Annotated in this window: 19 protein-coding genes; 12 read left to right on the top strand and 7 right to left on the bottom strand. The window is 68.7% G+C overall.

The features are described 5' to 3' along the window. The first annotated feature begins 175 nt into the window (after positions 1-175). Positions 176-1,126, top strand: coding sequence for a heme o synthase (locus NF557_RS09600; RefSeq protein WP_256855774.1), 951 nt, complete (start codon positions 176-178; stop codon positions 1,124-1,126). 75 nt (positions 1,127-1,201) lie between these two features. Here the strand turns inward: NF557_RS09600 and NF557_RS09595 are convergent, their stop codons facing one another. The 3 genes from NF557_RS09595 to NF557_RS09585 form a co-directional block, all read right to left on the bottom strand. Further along, complete coding sequence (locus NF557_RS09595; RefSeq protein ID WP_252619000.1) at positions 1,202-2,143, bottom strand: COX15/CtaA family protein; 942 nt, start codon at positions 2,141-2,143, stop codon at positions 1,202-1,204. Positions 2,144-2,216: 73 nt separating this feature from the next. After that, positions 2,217-2,996 carry an ABC transporter permease gene (locus NF557_RS09590; RefSeq protein WP_252618998.1) on the bottom strand — a complete coding sequence of 260 codons (780 nt, stop codon included), beginning with the start codon at positions 2,994-2,996 and terminating at the stop codon, positions 2,217-2,219. Beyond that, positions 2,993-3,691 (bottom strand): ABC transporter ATP-binding protein, encoded by a 699-nt coding sequence (locus NF557_RS09585; RefSeq protein ID WP_370584450.1) that lies wholly within the window; start codon positions 3,689-3,691, stop codon positions 2,993-2,995. The genes NF557_RS09590 and NF557_RS09585 overlap by 4 nt, the downstream gene beginning before the upstream one ends. 172 nt (positions 3,692-3,863) lie before the next feature. Here NF557_RS09585 and NF557_RS09580 point away from each other — a divergent pair, with 172 nt between their 5' ends. The 9 genes from NF557_RS09580 to NF557_RS09540 are packed head-to-tail and all read left to right on the top strand — an operon-like array spanning position 3,864 to position 11,144. After that, positions 3,864-4,577, top strand: coding sequence for a helix-turn-helix transcriptional regulator (locus NF557_RS09580; RefSeq protein ID WP_252618995.1), 714 nt, complete (start codon positions 3,864-3,866; stop codon positions 4,575-4,577). Further along, positions 4,574-5,995: a Fe-S cluster assembly protein SufB gene (gene sufB / locus NF557_RS09575; protein WP_252618994.1), complete on the top strand. Its 1,422-nt coding sequence runs from the start codon at positions 4,574-4,576 to the stop codon at positions 5,993-5,995. The genes NF557_RS09580 and sufB overlap by 4 nt, the downstream gene beginning before the upstream one ends. Next, positions 5,995-7,197 carry a Fe-S cluster assembly protein SufD gene (gene sufD, locus NF557_RS09570; protein WP_252618993.1) on the top strand — a complete coding sequence of 401 codons (1,203 nt, stop codon included), beginning with the start codon at positions 5,995-5,997 and terminating at the stop codon, positions 7,195-7,197. The genes sufB and sufD overlap by 1 nt, the downstream gene beginning before the upstream one ends. Then, a complete protein-coding gene (locus NF557_RS09565) occupies positions 7,194-7,556 on the top strand; it encodes a non-heme iron oxygenase ferredoxin subunit (protein ID WP_252618992.1) in 363 nt (120 codons plus the stop codon). Before sufD ends, NF557_RS09565 begins: the two co-directional genes overlap by 4 nt. Positions 7,557-7,574: 18 nt before the next feature. Further along, positions 7,575-8,336, top strand: a complete 762-nt coding sequence (gene sufC / locus NF557_RS09560) for a Fe-S cluster assembly ATPase SufC (protein WP_252618991.1) — start codon at positions 7,575-7,577, stop codon at positions 8,334-8,336. After that, positions 8,336-9,649, top strand: coding sequence for an aminotransferase class V-fold PLP-dependent enzyme (locus NF557_RS09555; protein WP_252618990.1), 1,314 nt, complete (start codon positions 8,336-8,338; stop codon positions 9,647-9,649). Before sufC ends, NF557_RS09555 begins: the two co-directional genes overlap by 1 nt. A gap of 8 nt (positions 9,650-9,657) precedes the next feature. Then, positions 9,658-10,113 (top strand): Fe-S cluster assembly sulfur transfer protein SufU, encoded by a 456-nt coding sequence (gene sufU, locus NF557_RS09550; RefSeq protein ID WP_252618989.1) that lies wholly within the window; start codon positions 9,658-9,660, stop codon positions 10,111-10,113. Positions 10,114-10,168: 55 nt separating this feature from the next. Then, positions 10,169-10,495: a metal-sulfur cluster assembly factor gene (locus NF557_RS09545; protein WP_252618988.1), complete on the top strand. Its 327-nt coding sequence runs from the start codon at positions 10,169-10,171 to the stop codon at positions 10,493-10,495. A gap of 28 nt (positions 10,496-10,523) precedes the next feature. Continuing rightward, positions 10,524-11,144 carry an acVLRF1 family peptidyl-tRNA hydrolase gene (locus tag NF557_RS09540; RefSeq protein ID WP_252618986.1) on the top strand — a complete coding sequence of 207 codons (621 nt, stop codon included), beginning with the start codon at positions 10,524-10,526 and terminating at the stop codon, positions 11,142-11,144. A 29-nt stretch (positions 11,145-11,173) separates the two neighbouring features. Here the strand turns inward: NF557_RS09540 and ypfJ are convergent, their stop codons facing one another. Beyond that, positions 11,174-12,100, bottom strand: a complete 927-nt coding sequence (gene ypfJ / locus NF557_RS09535; RefSeq protein ID WP_252618985.1) for a KPN_02809 family neutral zinc metallopeptidase — start codon at positions 12,098-12,100, stop codon at positions 11,174-11,176. Positions 12,101-12,219: 119 nt separating this feature from the next. Here ypfJ and NF557_RS09530 point away from each other — a divergent pair, with 119 nt between their 5' ends. Both NF557_RS09530 and NF557_RS09525 read left to right on the top strand, forming a co-directional pair. Then, positions 12,220-13,818: an ABC-F family ATP-binding cassette domain-containing protein gene (locus NF557_RS09530; protein WP_252618983.1), complete on the top strand. Its 1,599-nt coding sequence runs from the start codon at positions 12,220-12,222 to the stop codon at positions 13,816-13,818. A gap of 42 nt (positions 13,819-13,860) precedes the next feature. Beyond that, positions 13,861-15,759: an ABC transporter ATP-binding protein gene (locus tag NF557_RS09525; RefSeq protein WP_252618981.1), complete on the top strand. Its 1,899-nt coding sequence runs from the start codon at positions 13,861-13,863 to the stop codon at positions 15,757-15,759. Positions 15,760-15,795: 36 nt separating this feature from the next. Here the strand turns inward: NF557_RS09525 and NF557_RS09520 are convergent, their stop codons facing one another. From NF557_RS09520 to NF557_RS09510, 3 genes are all read right to left on the bottom strand, one after another. Then, complete coding sequence (locus tag NF557_RS09520) at positions 15,796-18,153, bottom strand: HNH endonuclease signature motif containing protein (RefSeq protein WP_252618980.1); 2,358 nt, start codon at positions 18,151-18,153, stop codon at positions 15,796-15,798. Between the two features lie 185 nt (positions 18,154-18,338). After that, positions 18,339-18,767, bottom strand: a complete 429-nt coding sequence (locus NF557_RS09515) for a universal stress protein (RefSeq protein ID WP_252618978.1) — start codon at positions 18,765-18,767, stop codon at positions 18,339-18,341. A gap of 102 nt (positions 18,768-18,869) precedes the next feature. Further along, positions 18,870-19,637 (bottom strand): SDR family oxidoreductase, encoded by a 768-nt coding sequence (locus NF557_RS09510; protein ID WP_252618977.1) that lies wholly within the window; start codon positions 19,635-19,637, stop codon positions 18,870-18,872. Positions 19,638-19,660: the final 23 nt, after the last annotated feature.

The following is a 19,660-nucleotide window of genomic DNA, read 5'->3' as shown; positions in this document are numbered from 1 at the left end:
CAGGGAGTGCCGCCGGCGGGCGCGAGCGGATGGCCGGCTGACGTGGTGTGAGCCTGGGCACGCCGGGCCCGGGCAGTGTCCACTTCAGCGGGGGCGAGGGCTACCATGAGTTCGGGACACGGGCCTGCCCACCGGCGCGCCCGTCATACAGTTTCCAGCGGCGACGAAGGATGACGTGACCACTCTCGACCACTCCACGGAGACGACTTCTCCTGTCGCCGACCGCGGGTGGCGACAGGTCGCCCGGGACTACATCGCGCTGACCAAGCCGCGCATCATCGAGTTGCTGCTGGTCACGACGTTCCCGGTGATGTTCCTGGCCGAGCGTGGTGTGCCCGGGCTGTGGCTGATGGTGGCCACGCTCGTGGGAGGGACCCTCTCGGCCGCGTCGGCCAACACCCTCAACTGCTATCTGGACCGCGACATCGACGCCCAGATGCACCGCACCGAGAACCGTCCGCTGGTGACTGGCGCGATCAGTCCGCGCGCTGCCCTCGTCTTCGGCGTGGTGCTCGGCGTGATCTCGGTCGCCTGGCTGGGGCTGCTGGTCAACTGGCTGTCCGCCTGGTTGGGGCTGGGCGCGATCGTGCTCTATGTCGGGTTCTACACGATGCTGCTCAAGCGCCGCACCAGCCAGAACATCGTCTGGGGCGGGATCGCGGGTTGTATGCCGGTGCTCATCGGCTGGTCGGCGGTCACCAACTCCCTGGCCTGGCCGGCGCTGATCCTGTTCCTGGTCGTCTTCTTCTGGACGCCGCCGCACTACTGGCCGCTGTCCATGCGGTTCAAGGAGGACTACGCGGCGGCCGGGGTGCCCATGCTCCCGGTGGTGGCCGAGGACATCGCGGTGGCCCGTCAGGTGGTCGTCTACTCATGGCTGACCGTGCTGACGTCGCTGGCGCTGGTCCCGGTGGCTCCGATGGGCTGGGTCTATGCCGTGGCGGCACTCCTCTTCGGCGCGGTGTTCCTGCTCGAGGCGCACCGGCTGCTCACCCGTGCCAAGGCCGGGGCGATCGGCAAGAAGCTGGGCGCCATGCGGCTGTTCCACTTCTCGATCAGCTATCTGACGCTGGTCTTCCTTGCCGTCGCGGTCGACCCGCTGCTCTTCTTCGCGCTGCCCTTCTGACCCGTTCCTATGCAGAACCCGCGGCCCACCTGCACGCAACACCCCCGGCAGGCGCGAGTCGTCATACAACGGCAGTCAGCTCTGGCGCGCCGCGACCTCTGGCTGATCGGCGAGGCTGCCGTCGTCCACAGAGACCGCCTCGCGGGCGGACAGGGTCAGCACGCCTGCGGTCACCGTGCTCGTCAGGGCAGCCGCGCCGAGCATGTGCACGAGGACGAGCACCTCGGGAAGTCCGGTCAGATACTGCGTGTAGCCGACCACGCCCTGGGCCAGGGCGATCAGCAGCACCCAGCTCCACCAGTCACGGGCGCGGAGCCCGCCGCGGATCAGGCGGGTCGCGACGACCATGGCCACAACGAGCCCGACAAAGAGCATGACCGCGTCGGCGTGCAGCCAGGAGATCGTGCGTGCGTCGAGGGCAAATCTGGCCGGCCGCTCTGCGTCGCCGGAGTGCGGGCCCGACCCGGTGACGACGGTGCCCAGGACCAGGACCGCGACGAGGGCGAGCGCGGTCACGGCCGCCAGTCGTCGCACGATCACCGGGACCACCGGCCGGGAGGGACCGTCGGGCTCACGGTCGCGCAACACCAGCCAGGTGCTCAGCGCGACAAGGGTCATGGACACCAGGAAGTGTCCCATCACGGTGAGGGGGTGCAACCCGGTGAGCACGGTGATGCCCCCGAGGACGCCCTGGCCGACGGTGAGGCCGAGGATGCTCAGGGCCAGTCCCAGCATGGGGGAGCGGCCCCGACCCCAGCGATAGACCGCCCACACCGCCGCGACGGCGCCCACCCCGACCAGGATGCTGAGCATCCGGTTGCCATATTCCACGAACGGGTGGAACGTCATGGCGTCGTGGATGACCGGCGTGAACGAGTCGCCCTCGCAGCGGGGCCAGGTCGGGCAGCCCAGGCCGCTGCCGGTCAACCGGACGAGCCCGCCCGTGATGACGATGAGCACCTGCAGGACGAGGTTGGTGGCGAGGATCCGGGGCAGCCAGGGGGAGTTCACGGGCACCTGCTCATGGTAGGTCGTCACCGGCGTGATCCCTCAGCGCCCCGGGTCGGTCCGTGCCCGACCACTCGTGGAACTAGTCGGACCAGCGAAGGAGGCGGGAGGCCAGGAGCCCGGTGACGGCGGCCCACACTCCCAGCACGAGGATGTCGCCGGTCGGGAAGGCGCCGTTGACGAGGGCGGCGCGGAGCCCGTCGCCGAGTGCGGATGACGGAAGGAAGCTCACGATCGTGCTCCACGGCTCCGGGAAGCGGTCCGCGGGGATGAGGACACCCCCTGCGGCGGCGAGCACGATCCACAGCAGGTTCGCCAGGGCGAGGACTGCCTCGGCACGCAGGGTGCCCCCGACGAGGGCCGCGAGCGAGACGAACGCGAGGACACCAAGCACCGTGACGACGATCGCGCCGGGGATCCCGGCAGGGTCGGGCCGCCAGCCCAGGAAGGCTGCGACCAGACCGAGCACGAGGAACTGGACCACGAGCACGGCAAAGACTGACAAGGCCTTGGCCAGCAGCAGCCCATCGCGACCGAGTGGAGTGGTCCCCAGCATCCGAAGCACGCCCCACCGCCGCTCAAAGCCGAGCAGGATGGCTTGTCCGGTGAAGGCCGTCGAGATGATGGCGAGGGCTAGCACGCCGGCCGTCGCGAGGTCGATCCGCGCACCCATGCCCAGCGACGGTGCATCCGTGATGGCCAGGGCGATCAGCGCCATCAGCGGGAGCCCCACGCTGACCAACAGCTGCTCGCCGTGGCTGAGCAGCCCGCGAGCTTCGAACCCTGCCTGGGCGATGACGCGCCGTGCCGCAGGGGCCGGGCCCCGCTGGCCCGTCCGGCCGGTGGCGTCCACGTCGTTCATGCCCGCTCACCGTCCGTGTGCTCGAAGTATGCCGACTCGAGAGTCCCGCTGCCGGCCACCTCGGAGGTCGACCCCTCGGCGACGGTGCGCCCAGCGGCCATGATGACCAGGTGGTCGGCGAGACGCTCGGCCTCCTCGAACGAGTGGGTGGTGACCACGACGGTCGCGCCGGCCGTGGCGGTGCAGGTGACCAGGTCCCACACGGTGCGACGCACGTGCGGGTCCAGCCCCGCGGTCGGCTCATCGAGGAAGAGCACCTCGGGACGGCCCACCAGGGCGGCGGCCAGCGCCACCCGCTGACGCTGGCCTCCCGACAGACGCCGCACCGTGGTGCCGGCGAACTCATCGATGCCGAGCTCGCCAGTCAGCTCCGCGACGTCGGCCGGAGCGGCATAGAAGGAGGCGAGGTGACGCAGCAGCGAGACCGGCTTGACCGACTGGGGGAGTCCGCCGTCCTGCAGCATGACGCCCACCCGGGCGCGATGTGCCGCGTCGGCTCGCCAGGGGTCGGTGCCCAGCACCTGGACGGACCCGCCATCGGCCCGCTGAAGGCCCTCCGCGATCTCGACGGTCGTGGTCTTGCCCGCGCCGTTCGGTCCGAGCAGGCACGTGATCTCGCCGGGTCGAGCGATCCAGCTGACTCCGTCGAGCGCAGTGACCCGGCCGAAGGCACGGGTCAGGTTCTGGACGTGGATCACGATGGCAGAGCCTATGCGACGCAACTGGTGATGAAGGCGCCCGGTCAAAGCCAGCCCGGAATCGGTGGGGCGCGGTCCGAACGACCGCCGAAAGCGGGTGGGGCGGAATGAGGTTAGGCGGGGCTTCGTTGGACCTGATGTGGATATAGGGCACACTGGCATGGTGTTTATGGCTGAAGGCGCTGCTGAGTCCCGCACGCGGGACCGCGTCCGCCGAGCCATCGGGGAACGGGGTCCGATCTCGGCCCGTGACCTGGCCACTGACCTGGGGTTGACCCCCGCCGCTGTCCGCCGTCACCTTGACGCGCTGGAGGAGGCTCAGTTCATCATCGAGCACGAGGCGGCACCGGGCCCACGCGGCCGAGGCCGGCCAGCTCGCAGCTTCGTGCTGACTGAGCTGGGCCAGGAGCAGATGGCTAACCACTACGACGAGGTCGCCACTGCGGCCCTGAGCTTCCTTGCGGAGCGCTCGGGAGAGGCCGCCGTCGAGGAGTTCGCGCAGGAGCGGGTCCGCGAGCTGGAGCTGCGACTGAAGGACGCCGTCGACGAGGCAGGCGATGACCTCCTGGCCCGGATTGACGCCCTGTCCAAGGCGCTGTCTGCCGAGGGTTTTGCCGCCTCGACGCGCCCGGTGGCACAGGGCACCGGGCTGGCGGGCATCCAGCTGTGCCAGGGTCATTGCCCGGTGCGCAACGTCGCCACCGAGTTCCGTCAGTTCTGCGACGCCGAGACCGACGCCATCTCACGCCTGCTCGGAGTCCACGTGCAACGACTGGCTACCCTGGCCGGCGGCGAGCACGTCTGCACCACCTACATCCCCACCGGGGCCCTGTCAGAGGGTCCGGTTGTCGTTGAGCCCACCGAAGGAAGGTCCACGCGATGAGCACAAACATCGAAGAACTGAACCCAGGCCTGAAGGGGCTGGGCACGTATGAGTACGGCTGGTCGGACAGCGACACCGCGGGGTCGACCGCTCAGCGCGGTCTGAACGAGGGCGTCGTGCGCAACATCTCTGCGCTCAAGGACGAGCCTGCCTGGATGACCGAGCAGCGCCTCAAGGCCCTGAACCTGTTCGACAAGAAGCCGATGCCCACCTGGGGCAGCGACCTGTCCGGCATCGACTTCCAGAACATCAAGTACTTCGTCCGCTCCACGGAGAAGCAGGCGACCAGCTGGGAGGACCTGCCCGAGGACATCAAGAACACCTACGACCGGCTGGGCATCCCGGAGGCCGAGAAGCAGCGGCTCGTCGCCGGCGTCGCCGCGCAGTACGAGTCCGAGGTCGTCTACCACCAGATCCGCGAGGACCTGGAGGAGCAGGGCGTCCTGTTCCTCGACACGGACACTGCTCTGCGTGAGCACGAAGACCTGTTCCGCGAGTACTTCGGCTCGGTGATCCCCTCCGGCGACAACAAGTTCTCCGCGCTGAACACCTCCGTGTGGTCCGGTGGCTCCTTCGTCTACGTCCCCCCGGGCGTGCACGTCGAGATCCCGCTGCAGGCCTACTTCCGCATCAACACCGAGAACATGGGCCAGTTCGAGCGGACCCTGATCATCGCCGACGAGGGCTCCTCGGTGCACTACGTCGAGGGCTGCACGGCCCCGATCTACCAGTCCGACAGCCTGCACAGCGCCGTCGTGGAGATCATCGTGAAGAAGAACGCCCGCGTGCGTTACACGACGATCCAGAACTGGTCGAACAACGTCTACAACCTGGTCACCAAGCGCGCCACCTGCGCCGAGGGCGCCACCATGGAGTGGGTCGACGGCAACATCGGCTCCAAGGTCACCATGAAGTACCCGGCCGTCTTCCTGCTGGGCGAGCACTCCAAGGGTGAGACCCTGTCCGTCGCCTTCGCCGGTGAGGGCCAGCACCAGGACGCCGGCTCCAAGATGGTGCACGCCGCCCCCAACACCTCCTCGACCATCGTCTCGAAGTCGGTGGCCCGCGGTGGTGGGCGCACGTCATACCGCGGCCTGGTCCAGGTGCTCGAGGGCGCCAAGAACAGCCGCTCGAGCGTCGTCTGCGACGCGCTCCTGGTCGACCAGATCTCCCGCTCGGACACCTACCCCTACAACGACATCCGCGAGGACGACGTGCAGATGGCCCACGAGGCCACGGTCTCGAAGGTCTCGGAGAACCAGTTGTTCTATCTGATGTCCCGCGGCCTGAGCGAGACGGAGGCCATGGCGATGATCGTCCGCGGCTTCGTCGAGCCGATCGCCCGCGAGCTGCCCATGGAGTACGCCCTCGAACTCAACCGCCTTATCGAGCTTCAGATGGAAGGAGCCGTCGGCTGATGACCCTGCTCACCGACAAGCCCACGACCCACGTCGACCCCCAGAGCACCGTCGGGAAGCCCCCGGAGGAGTCTCGGGCCGCGCGCCCGACCTCCTTTGAGGTCAGTGACTTCCCGGTGCCCAACGGCCGCGAGGAGGAGTGGCGCTTCACCCCCGTCGACCGCCTCGGTGGCGTCTTCGCCGACGAGGCCGACGACGTCCGGGGCGATGACCACCCGGCCGACTACGACGTCTCCGGCGTGCTTGACCTGATGGGTGACTCGCTGGCCCCCGGCCAGGCTCCCCGCGGCACCGTGCTGGTGCCCGGCGACCGCGGCGCGGTTGTCGCCTCGGCCCACTGCGCCGAGGCGTTGCACCTGGTCCTCGAGGCCGAGAAGGAGTATGCCGAGCCGCTGCGCGTCAACGTCCACGGCAACGGCCCGGGTCGCCTGAGCAGCGCGCACTACGTGGTCGAGGCCAAGCACCACAGCAAGGGCCTGCTGATCCTGGACCACACCGGCGCCGCTGACCACCGGGGCAACCTGGAGGTCATCGTCGGAGAGGGCGCCGACCTAACGGTCGTCACCCTGCAGCGCTGGGACGACGAGGCGATCCACCTCGGCCAGCACGACGCGTCGGTCGGCCGGGACGGCAAGTACAAGCACATCGCGGTCAGCCTCGGTGGCTCGATCGTGCGGGTCAACTCCAACGTGCGCTACGACGGCCCCGGCGGTGAGGCCACCCTGCTGGGTGTCTACTTCGCCGACGCCGGCCAGCACCTGGAGCACCGCTCGTTCGTGGACCACAACGCTCCGCACACCAACTCGCTGGTCACCTACAAGGGTGCCCTGCAGGGCGACGGTGCGCACACGGTCTGGGTCGGCGACGTGCTGATCCGCAAGGAGGCCGAGGGCATCGACACCTACGAGCTCAACCGCAACCTGGTGCTGACCGACGGCGCGCGCGCCGACTCCATCCCCAACCTGGAGATCGAGACCGGTGAGATCGCCGGGGCCGGCCACGCCAGCTCCACGGGCCGGTTCGACGACGAGCAGCTGTTCTATCTGATGTCTCGCGGCATCGACGAGAAGAACGCCCGTCGTCTGGTGGTCCGCGGCTTCTTCGCCGACATCATCGCCAAGATCGGTGTGCCCGAGGTCGTGGACACGCTGATGGCTGCGATCGAGGAGGAGCTCGCTGCCGACAGGGGAGCGACTGCGTGAGCGAGAGCATGACCGAGCCTGTCCGGACTGACGACGCGGGGACGCTGTCCTTCGTCAAGGTCTGCACGTTGGCCGATCTGCCCGAGGTGGGCGCGGTCCAGGCCAGCTTCGACGGTCGGCTCGTCGCGATCGCCCGTGACTCCAGCGGCGAGGTGCACGCGTTTGACGACACGTGCACCCACGCCAACGTCTCCCTCTCCGAGGGCGACCTGGACGGCGGCACCATCGAGTGCTGGCTGCACGGCTCCCGCTTCGACATGACCAGCGGGGAGCCGACCGGCCTTCCCGCAACCCAGCCCATCGCCATACACACCGTGAAGATCGAGGGCGAGGACGTCTTCGTCGCCCTCACTGCCTAGACGTTACGAGGAGAAACTATGACCACTCTTGAGATCCGCGACCTGCAGGTCAGCGTCGAGACCGACACCGAGCACAAGGAGATCCTGCGCGGGGTCGACCTGACCATCAACTCCGGTGAGACGCACGCCATCATGGGCCCCAACGGCTCCGGCAAGTCGACCCTGGCCTACGCCATCGCCGGCCACCCGAAATACATCATCACCGGCGGCACGGTGACCCTGGACGGCGAGGACGTCCTGGAGATGGCTGTCGACGACCGTGCCAAGGCGGGCCTGTTCCTGGCCATGCAGTACCCCGTCGAGGTGCCGGGCGTGACCGTGTCCAACTTCCTGCGCACCGCCAAGACCGCGATCGACGGCGAGGCTCCCAAGCTGCGCCACTGGGTCAAGGACATGAAGGGCGCCATGGAGGCCCTGCGGATGGACACCTCCTTCGCCGAGCGCAACGTCAACGAGGGCTTCTCCGGTGGTGAGAAGAAGCGCCACGAGATCCTGCAGATGGAGCTGCTCCAGCCGAAGATCGCCGTCCTCGACGAGACCGACTCCGGCCTGGACGTCGACGCGCTGAAGATCGTGGCCGAGGGCGTCAACCGGGTCAAGGAGGCGACCGGACTGGGCGTCATGCTGATCACGCACTACACCCGGATCCTGCGCTACATCCAGCCGGACCACGTGCACGTGTTCATCAACGGTCGCGTCGCCGAGTCCGGTGGCCCCGAGCTGGCTGACCGCCTCGAGGCCGAGGGCTACGACCGCTACCTGACGGCTCCCGCGGTCTGATGACCGCCTTCACGGAGGATGAGCTGGCCCGGATCCGGGCCGACTTCCCCGTGCTCTCCCGCACGGTGCGCCAGGACCGGCCCCTCGTCTATCTGGACAGCGGCGCGACCGCCCAGAAGCCGTGGGTCGTCCTGGACGCCGAGCGGGAGTACTACTCGACGCACAACGCCGCGGTGCACCGTGGCGCGCACCAGCTCGCCGAGGAGGCCACCGAGGCCTTCGAGCAGGCGCGCGCCACGGTGGCCCGTTTCATCGGCGCTGCCGCGGACGAGGTTGTCTTCACCAAGAACGGCACCGAGGCGATCAACCTCGTGGCTTATGCGATGAGCAACGCCGGTGCGCCCGGCGCCATCGACGGCGCGGACCCGACCGCTGCGGCTCGGCTGCTGCTGGCACCGGGTGACGAGATCGTGGTCACCGAGATGGAGCACCACGCCAACCTCGTGCCCTGGCAGGAGCTGGCCCGGCGCACCGGGGCCACCCTGCGCTGGGTCGGTGTCACTGACGACGGCTACCTGCAGGACCCGAGCTCGGTCGTGGGGGAGCGCACCAAGGTGCTCGCCTTCACCCAGGTCTCCAACGTGCTCGGCACCCTCAACGACGTGGCCCCGCTGGTGGCCGCGGCGCGGGCCGTGGGCGCGCTGACCCTGGTCGACGCCTGCCAGTCGGTGCCGCACCTGCCGGTCGACGTGCGGGCCTTCGGCCCGGACGGAGTGGACTGCGGTCCTGACTTCCTGGCCTTCACCGGCCACAAGGTGATCGGGCCGTCGGGGATCGGCGTCCTGTGGGGTCGTCCGGAGCTGCTCGCAGCGATGCCGCCGTTCATCACGGGCGGCTCGATGATCGAGCTGGTCCACATGGAGCACTCGACCTATGCCCCGCCACCGCAGCGCTTCGAGGCCGGCGTGCCGATGGCCGCCCAGGCTGTGGGACTGGCCGCGGCGATCGACTATCTCAGCGAGCTGGGCATGGACCGGGTGCGTCAGCACGACACCGAGCTCACGGCATACTGCCTCGAGCAGCTGGCCCAGCGCCCCTGGGTGCGGGTCATCGGTCCGACCAACCCAGCTGACCGGGTCGGCGCCGTGGCGTTCACCGTCGACGGCATCCACCCGCACGATGTCGGGCAGGTGCTGGACGACCAGGGGATCGCCGTGCGGACCGGGCACCACTGTGCCTGGCCGCTGCACCGTCGACTCGGCATCCCGGCGAGCACCCGGGCCAGCTTCTCGGTCTACACCAGCCGCGCCGACATCGATGCGTTCGTCGAGGCCCTGGACACCGTCCCGGGCGTCTTCGGACTGAGCGCCTGAGGAGGACCATGGAACTGTATGGCGAGCTGATCCTCGACCACGCCAAGCGCCCACAGCACTCGGGTCTGCGCGAGCCGTTCGAGGCCGAGGTGCACCACGTCAACCCGACCTGCGGCGACGAGGTAACCCTGCGGGTGCACGTGGCTGACGGCGTCGTGAGCGATGTCTCGTATGACGCGATGGGCTGCTCGATCTCGATCGCCTCGACCTCGGTGCTGGCCGAGGAGACGATCGGGCACCCCGTGCCGCAGGCCCTCGAGACGTTCCAGGCCATGCGCCGGATGCTGACCAGCAAGGGTGCAGACGCCGGGGACCTCGAGCAGATCGGCGACGGCGTGGCCTTTGCCGGCGTGTCCCGCTATCCGGCCAGGGTCAAGTGCGCCCTGCTCGGCTGGACCGCCTTCACCGACGCCCTGGCCCAGAGCGGTCACGACATCTCTGCAGCGGCGTCGGAGCATGCCTGACGACCACCATCACCCCAGCACGTGAGACCCTGAGAGCAACACCTAGGAGGACCTGATGAGCCAGACAGTCACCCCGCCCAACGTCGCAGATGTCGAAGAGGCGCTGCGCGACGTCGTCGACCCCGAGCTCGGCATCAACGTCGTCGACCTGGGCCTGATCTATGGCCTGACCGTCGACGCCCAGGCGCACACGGTGATCGACATGACCCTGACCAGTGCCGCGTGCCCGCTCACCGATGTGATCGAGGAGCAGATCAGCACGGTTCTCGAGGGCCTGGTGTCCAGCCACCGCATCAACTGGGTCTGGATGCCGCCGTGGGGCCCGGACAAGATCACCCCGGAGGGGCGCGAGCAGTTGCGCGCCCTCGGCTTCAACGTCTGAGATCGTCCTGAGCACCGGCCCGGCGCGGGTGGTCGAGATCGACCCCGCGCGCTTGGAGCGGTGGATCGACGGCTTCTCCCAACGGCACGGCGTGCCGGAGCGGTCCCTTCGGGACGACCCCGGTGCCGTGCCGTTGGTGCTGTCCGCCCCTGACGGAGCCGTCGCCGAGGTGCTCGCGTGGGCGCCTGGTGCTGACGATCCGTTTGGCTCAGTCGAGCTGCCCGAGCGTCTGGGTCTGGTGCTGGTGCGACGGGGTGGGTATGCCGTCGGGCTGGCCGAGGGGGAGCAGCTCACCGACCACCACTGCGGCACGCGCTATGTGCAGTCTCGGACCGCCGCGGGTGGGTGGTCACAGCAGCGGTTCGCCCGCCGCCGCGGCAACCAGGCGGACGCGCTGGTCGGGCGGGTGGTGGAGCAGGCCGCCGGCCGATTGCTCGGGCCAAAGGGTGCGCTGGTCGACGGCCTGGTCGTCGGTGGTGACAAGGCGCTGGTGCGTCAGGTGCTGCAGGAGTCGGTCCTGACACCGCTGACGGTGCTGGCACGCCGGGAGTTCTATGACCTGCCCGACCCCCGGCTCAAGGTGTTGCAGGAGACGCTGCGACGCGGGCGGGCCACCCGCATCCGCATCGTTGAACCCGCCTCGCCCTGAGGGGAGACCTCACCGGGTGCGCGGAACCGTCAGCCAAGGTCCTCGGCGGAGAAGGTGTTGCACGCGTTGGGGTCGCCGGTCTCATAGCCGGTCAGGAACCACTTCTGGCGCTGCTCGGACGATCCGTGGGTCCAGTTCTCGGGGGTGACCCGTCCCTGCATCTGCTCCTGGATGCGGTCGTCGCCGACGGCCTCGGCTGCGCTGAGGGCCGACCGGATCTGGTCCTGCGTCACCGGCTCCAGGATCGCTGCGTCCTCCTGGCCGAGGCGGGTGCCGTCGGCGTGGGCGACCCAGACGCCGGCATAGCAGTCAGCCTGCAGCTCCACGCGCACCGCACCGCTCTCGGGTCCCTGAGGATCCTGCTGAGCGCGGCCCAGCACCCCGTTGAGGTTCTGGACGTGGTGGCCATACTCGTGCGCCACGACATACATCTGGGACAGGGAGCCACCGTCGGCGCCCATCTGGTCGAGCTGGTCAAAGAAGCTCACGTCGATATAGATGCCCTGGTCGAGCGGGCAGTAGAACGGGCCCACCTGGCTGTTGGCGGCGCCGCAGCCGGTCTGGACCGTGCCCGAGAAGATCACCGTCTGGGCCGGCTCATACTGCGACCAGGCGCTCTCCCAGAACGCCTGCACGCTGTTGACGGTGCCGACCACCCGGCAGTCCAGGTTCTCGTTGGCGTCGGCACCGGTCTGGCAGTGTGAGAAGTCCCCCGAGGCACCCTCCTCGCCGGAGCCCGACACGTCACCGGCACTGAAGTTCCAGGGTGAGCCGGACGCTGTGCTGCCGCCCCCGCCCAGGCCGCCACCCCCGCTGAAGAGCATGTAGAGAACCAGCAGGATGATCCCGCCGATGCCGCCACCGGCCGCCAGCCCGCCACCACCGCCACGACGACCGCCGCCGCCACCTCCACGCACCTGGCTGGTGTCGAGCCGGGCGTTCTCCTTGAAGGTCATGCTCTCTCCACTCTGATCACTCGCGGCACGTTGCGCCGAGATCTCACGCGTAGACTAACGACCTCCCGGCGTCTAAGCACGCTACCCACACCAGAACGTTTTTTCGAGGAGTCCTGCACGTGATCACTGTCTCGGGGCTCGAACTGCGCGCGGGCTCCCGTCTGTTGATGGACGAGGTCACCTTCCAGGTCGCTCCAGGAGACCGGGTGGGGCTGGTCGGGCGCAACGGGGCTGGGAAGACCACACTCACCAAGGTCCTGGCCGGTGAGGCCGAGGCGGCCGCCGGATCAGTCACCCGACGTGGCGATGTCGGCTATCTCCCGCAGGACCCGCGCACCGGGGACCTGCACGTCCTCGGCCGGGACCGGATCCTCGCGGCACGGGGGCTGGACAGCGTGATCCGCAACCTGCGCGCCGCCGAGACGGCGATGGCGAGCGAGGACGATGCGGTCCGCGAGAAGGCGATGGGCCGTTACAGCCGTCTCGACGCGGAGTTCAACGCCCGTGGTGGCTATGCCGCCGAGTCCGAGGCGGCGGCGATCGCCTCGAGCCTGGGTCTGCCACAGCGGGTGCTGGAGCAGGAGCTGGTCACGCTCTCCGGGGGTCAGCGCCGCCGGATCGAGCTCGCCCGGATCCTGTTCAGCGGTGCCAGCACGCTCCTGCTCGACGAGCCCACCAACCACCTGGACGCCGACTCGATCGTGTGGTTGCGCGACTACCTGAAGACCTATCCCGGTGGCCTGCTGGTCATCAGCCACGACGTGGACCTGATCGGCCAGGTCGTCAACCGGGTCTTCCACCTCGACGCCAACCGCGGGGAGATCGACCAATACAACATGGGGTGGAAGACCTATCTGCAGCAGCGGGAGACCGACGAGCGTCGACGCAAGCGGGAGCGGGCCAACGCGGAGAAGAAGGCGGCCATCCTGCTGGCGCAGGCCGACAAGATGCGCGCCAAGGCGACCAAGGCCGTGGCGGCCCAGAACATGGCCCGGCGGGCACACAAGCTGCTGGCCGGCATCGATGGGGAGCGGGTGGTCGACAAGGTGGCCAAGCTGCGCTTCCCGACCCCCGCACCCTGCGGGAAGACGCCGTTGACCGCTGAGGGGCTCTCTCGCTCCTACGGGTCGCTGGAGGTTTTCACGGACGTGGATCTGAACATCGACCGCGGCTCCCGGGTCGTCGTGCTGGGGCTCAACGGTGCAGGCAAGACCACGCTGCTGCGGATGCTGGCAGGTGTTGACCCGCCGGACACGGGGGAGGTCCAGGCAGGCCACGGGCTGAAGCTGGGCTACTACGCCCAGGAGCACGAGACGCTGGACGTGGCGCGCTCCGTCCTGGCCAACATGAAGTCCGCGGCGCCGGACCTGGACGAGACGGAGACGCGGAAGGTGCTCGGCTCCTTCCTCTTCTCCGGCGACGATGTGGAGAAGCCGGCTGGGGTGCTGTCCGGTGGAGAGAAGACCCGGCTGGCGCTGGCCATGCTCGTCGTGTCGGCAGCCAACGTGCTGCTCCTCGACGAACCGACCAACAACCTCGACCCCGCCTCGCGTGAAGAGGTGCTGGGGGCTCTGCGGGCCTACGAGGGAGCCGTGGTGCTCGTCAGCCACGATGAGGGTGCGGTCGCGGCTCTTGAGCCCGAGCGGGTCCTGCTGCTCCCCGACGGCGTCGAGGACCACTGGAGCCAGGACTACCAGGACCTCATCACCCTTGCGTGACGGCCTGAACAGCAGCCGGAGGGCGCGAGAAGGAGGAGCGGCATGAGCATGGGGATGGGCCGTGGGCCCATGGGATCGGTGCGCAGCTTCACTAAGGACCGCTCGGTGCGCGACCACAAGTTCCGCGAGGGCACCGGCCCGCGGGTGATCGGCTACGGCAGGCCGTTCCGGGCAGATATCTCTCTCTATCTGGTCCTGACCATCGTGGCGTCGGCGCTCGGGGTGGCTACGCCCCTCCTGCTCGGGCGGATCATCGACGACGGGGTCATCCCGAAAGACCGCAACGTCGTCATCTGGCTCGGGGTCGTCGTGGCTGTCCTGGCGGTCTTTGAGGCGCTGCTGACGATCGTCACGCGCTTCTATGGTTCCCGCATCGGTGAGGGGCTGATCCTCAACCTGCGCAGCGAGGTCTTCGCACACGTGCTGCGGCAACCCATCGCCTTCTTCACCCGCGCGCAGACCGGCGCCCTGGTGAACCGGCTCAACACGGACGTGATCGGAGCTCAGACAGCTTTCACGAGCATCCTGTCCGGGCTGGTCAGCAACGTGGTCTCCCTGGTGCTGATCCTGGGTGCCCTCTTCACCATGTCGTGGTTGATCACCCTGCTGGCGCTGCTCCTCCTCCCGATCTTCCTGATCCCAGCGCACCGGATGGGGCAGCGGCTCTCGGAGCTGACCCGGCGCCAGATGACTCTCAACGCGGAGCTGGCGACGAGGATGACCGAGCGGTTCAACGTCGCTGGTGCCCTGCTGGTGCGCCTCTTCGGTCGGCCGGTCCAGGAAAGCCAGGAGTATGCCGCCCGCGCCCGTGGCGTGCGTGACGCCGGGGTAGCGATCGCGGTGAACCGGGTGATCTTCATGGCCGGGCTGGGTCTGGTGGCAGCGCTGGCCACAGCCCTGGTCTATGGCCTGGGTGGCCTCATGGCTGTCGCCGACGAGCTGTCAGTGGGCACTCTCGTGGCCATGGCTGCCCTGCTCGGGCGGATGTACGGCCCCCTGACGGCACTGTCCAACGTGCGGGTCGACGTGATGACGGCACTGGTCTCCTTTGAGCGGATCTTTGAGGTGCTCGATCTGCGCCCCCTGGTGCGTGAGTCGCAGGACGCCGTGGAGCTGCCTGACGGTCCGGTCTCTGTCGAGCTGGATGACGTGTCCTTCGGCTACCCGTCGCACGAGGAGGTCTCGGTGGCCTCCCTGGAGAGCCGACCGGATCTGGGTCGCGAAGGGGAGGGAGACGTCCTGCACGACATCGACGTGCACATCGGCGCGGGCCAGCTTGTGGCACTGGTCGGTCCGAGCGGGGCGGGCAAGACGACGCTGACGGCCCTGGTCTCACGGCTCTATGACCCGACCCGTGGGAGCGTGCGGATCGGTGGCACCGACCTGCGGCAGGCCACGTTTGCCAGCCTGTCGGAGACGGTCGGCGTCGTGACGCAGGAAGCCCACATGTTCAACGACACGATCCGGGCGAACCTGTTGTATGCCGCGCCCGACGCCACGGACGAGCAGTTGCAGGAGGCGCTGCAGGCAGCGCAGGTCTGGGCACTGGTGGACCGCCTCCCCGATGGTCTGGACACGGTCGTCGGTGACCGTGGACACCGGCTCTCCGGTGGTGAGAAGCAGCGTCTGGCCATTGCCAGACTGCTGCTCAAGTCCCCGGCTGTCGTGCTGCTGGACGAAGCGACAGCCCACCTGGACAGCGAGTCCGAGGCCGCAGTCCAACGGGCACTCGATCGTGCGCTCACGGGTCGGACCTCGATCGTCATCGCTCACCGCCTGTCCACCGTGCGCGATGCCGATCAGATCCTGGTGCTGGAGCGAGGGCGGGTGGTGCAGCGCGGCACCCACGAGGAACTGCTGGCCGAGGGTGGGCTGTATCGCGCCCTGTATGACACGCAGTTCCGCACCGATCGGAGTGCTGAGCCAGAGTCTTTGAAGTGAGCGGGAGGAGTCGCCGAGGCGGCGTCGCTCCTTGGGTTAGAAGGGTGGTGGGTCGTCGTGGGGGTCGGACCAGGGTCCGTGCTCGCGGTCGTCCGGGTCACCGGCCTGCTGCTCACCGGCCTCGTGCTCGCCACGGTTCGGCTGATCGCCATCGCTCGCGTCGTCGTGGTGGGTGCGGGTAGCCCTATGGCGCTCGTGTTCGGCTCGGGTGGTGTCGGGGGCGGGGCGGTAGGCCCGTTGTCCGTCGGGGCCGGTGTGGGTCAGGGTGATCTGGTCCCAGCCGGTGAAGTCGTCCTCGAACCCGGGGTTGTCTTCGCGGGCTTCGAAGGGTGATCCGGGGGGCCGGTAGGACAGGGCTTGGTAGATCGCGGTGTCGATCGCGTCGCCCTTCGTCGCCCCTGCGGCGATCTCCTGGTTGATCTGGGTCTTCGCCGCGGTCAGGAGCTTGGTGTACTGGTTGTAATCGAAGGCCTTGGTCGTGTAGATCCGCCCCAGCAAGGTGGTCCAGGTGACGTCACGGTCGGCGTTGATGATCGCGTCGACGTCCTTCTTGGTCTTCTTGTCGTGGTGGGTAGTGCTCAGGGCCATGGCGTTGGCCTCACAGGTGTGACCACCGGTGGTGCCGTACTCCTGGACGTGATCCAGCTGGGAGATCTTGGCGGGCTTGACGCAGCCGGGGGCGCGACAGAACCGGTCAGCAGCGATGATCTGGGCCCGCATCGCCGCATCGAAGCGGTAGGCGGTGATCGACCGCTCTACGCACCGGCCGGTGGCCGGGTCGGTCAGCAGGCGGTACAGCGTCGAGCCGGGCACCAGGGCCAGGTCACGCACCTGAGTCGGGGACAGGAACAGTGACTCGCGCCCGACGACCTCACCGACACCGACATCGGGCAGGCGGATCTGCTCATCGACGAGATCGTAGGGATCCTCATCAGCATCAGCATCAGGGTGGCTAGGGGCTTGAGCGGCGGGGTCGGGGCAGGGTTGTCCCCTCAGGCCGGGACCTGGTGGGTCGCCGGAGCCTGCCGTCGCGGCGGCACCCGATGTCGTCGTGGTGGACGAGCCGGTCGCGGTGCCGCTGGCGCCGCAGGTGCAGGTGCAGGTGCAACCCGGCCCGCCCGGACCTTGGGTACTGCCGGGTCGGGCTGTGAACGCTGCTGGGATCGGGGTGCCTTCAGCATCGGTGCCGAGGAGGGTGGTGAGGGGGACGATGACGTCCAGGGTGGCCGGCGGTAGCCCGGACAGGACCCGGGCCAGCTGCTCGGACTGTTCAATGGTGACCTGGTCCGGGTCGTCGGGGATGGCCGAGAGGTCGACGGTCCCTTTCAGCAGGAGCGCGGTCGCGATCGCGCACCGCAGCTGACGCTGGCTGCGTGGGTCGCCCAGGGCGCGGGCCCGGCGGGCGGCGGCGTCGATCCGTTCGTTGATCGCGGTCCCTTCCAGCGGGGTGGTCCCGATCATGAAGGTGCCGGTGCCGTTCTCATCGAGCATCAGGTGGGTGTCGGCGTTGGCTTTCGCGGCAGCGTCGGCCTCTTTCTGCTTTTCGGGGTCTTGGGCGTTGACCCGGGCGATCTCGCGTTTCAGGGCCCGGTTGAACTCCTTGTGCCGCCACGGGCCACCCAGAAAGCTCCCGGCGGAGTCGAGGCGTTCGGTGACCGCAGCACAAGGGTCGGTGCCGAAGAAGCCGTTGGCGATCGCGGCACCGTCCTCGTGGGCCATGCCGGTGCAGGCCCGGTAGTAACTGCGGACCAACCGCCAGGACGACTCACCACACCTCAGGGAGTGGTGGACCGGGCCGGCGACCTCGGGTGCGGCGTTAGCGACAGCGACCAGGTCGCGGACTTCGCCCTCACCCCACCCGATGCCTGCCTCGATCTCTGCGCAGGTCTTCGACTTCGCCCGCGCACGCCACAGCTCCTGCTGGGAGGCAGAGAGCTCCTCCGAGCTGGTCGCGCCCTTGTCGCCCAGCAGCAACTTCCCGTGCACCCAGGTCAACTGCTTGGTCGCGGAGAGGACGACCGACTCCAGATGGCCGGCCACGCCGGTCAGGGACTCGATCGCCCCGAGCAGGTCACTGCCGTGTTCCACCAGCTGCGGGGCCTCAGACGTGCTCGGCCGCTCGGCGACGGTCGCGCAGGCCAGCGAGGCACGCGTCAACGCCTCCGCCGCCCCAGGCTCCACACCCAGTCGCGCTAACGCCGCCCGCAGCTGCTCCTCAGCGTCTTCCTGCGACGTCCTGTCGGCCCGTGATGAGGTTTGCCCGTCAGCCGGCTCCGGCACGATGGGCGGCAACGGCCAGGACCCACGCCAGAGCCCGTCCCGGCCTAACTCCAGCCCAGGGGTAGCGCTCAGCAACTCCCCGAGCCGGTCGGCTAAGAGTTCTGTCCCCATCATTGTCACCTCCCCACGAACGTCTGTTCTCTCCACTACCACTATATTAGAACAGATGTCCGACAGTGGGTCGCAGAGCGCAACCAGCCTGTGGATGAGCACGGGGAGGGTGCCGGTTTGGCATGCAGGACCACCGGCGGGACTTGAGCGCCTGGCCTGAGCTGCAGGACGAAGGGTGAGCGGGGCGACTACGCCTTCGGACTGCTCTTGACCACCAGCACGGGCACCGGCGAGTCGAGGAGGACCCGCTGCACCGTCCTGCCGGCAAGATATTTGCCCAGCTCCGAGCGCTTCTGAGAGCCGACGACCAGCACGTCGACGTCGTGGGCTCTCACCATCTCCAGGAGTGCGGAGGCCACATCTCCGGCCGAGGTCAGGGAGATGACCTGCCACTGCGGCGTCGAGGGATCCGTGAGGTCGGCCGTGATCGCCGCGACCTGCTCCCGCACCGACTCGACACTGGCATCGTCGGCGGGAAGCCCCGCGGTGCCGGTCACTCCGGTGTCCTGCACGTGGAGCACCAGCACGGAGGTCTCGTGGACCCTGGCCCACTCCATGGCCGCCAAGATGGCGCTACGACCCTTGGGCCTCGCGTTGAAGGCAACGGCGACGGGCATGGTCTGACTCCTTGGTTCCTGTTCGACAACTTCGCACCACGCCCCTGGCGTCGACCCCTGGGCATCGCGCCGCTCAGCCTAGCGCTCCTGCACGACCTCGGCTCAGATCGTGCGTGTCGCGCCGCCGTCGACCGTCACCATGGACCCCGTCACATAAGAGGCGACAGGAGAGGTGACGAAGGCTGCGACGGCGCCAAACTCCTCGGGCTGGCCATACCTGCGCAACGGGACCTGCTCGGCATACTGCCTTCGGGTCAGCTCCGGGTCGTCGCTGGCTGCGTCGGCCTGCCGGACCCGGTCGGTGTCGATCCGACCCGGCAGCACACCATTGACCCGGTGCCCCAGCTCGCCGTATTCATCAGCCATCATCTTGGCGGCCATCGCCAAGCCGGGACGCAGACCGTTGGAGAGCGCGAACGGGGGCAGCGGAGTGCGCACCGAGGTCGACAGGACGAAGGTGATGGCCTGCGGGCGGGTCGCCGCCTCGAGCAGGGCGCGCGCCACGCGCAGGGGACCCAGGTGCACCTGCTCGAAGGCCGCCCGCCACTCCTCGTCGGTCTTGTCCCGGATGGGTCCGGTCGCCGGGCCACCCACGCTGAGCACGGCGCCATCCACAGACTCCAGCTGCGCCTGGGCCGCGTGCAGGATCTGCTCGCCAGAGGTGGGGTCGGCCAGGTCAACGGCGAGGGAGTATGCCGTGCCCTCGCCCTGCTCGGTCAGCTCGGCTGCCGTCGCGGCCGCCGAGTCAGGGTCGCGTCCCACGATCAACACTGACGCCCCGTCGGCCACCAGACACTCTGCAGTGGCCCGGCCCAGCCCGCGAGAGCCTCCGGTCACGACATAGCCACGTCCCGCCAGTCCCAGGTCCATGGCCCCATCGTCGCACCCGCGCA

Origin of the sequence: Ornithinimicrobium cryptoxanthini (assembly GCF_023923205.1) — a bacterium.
Taxonomy (GTDB): domain Bacteria; phylum Actinomycetota; class Actinomycetes; order Actinomycetales; family Dermatophilaceae; genus Ornithinicoccus; species Ornithinicoccus cryptoxanthini.
Note: the sequence above shows the minus strand (reverse complement) of the source record. Positions and strands in the feature narration are given on the sequence as shown.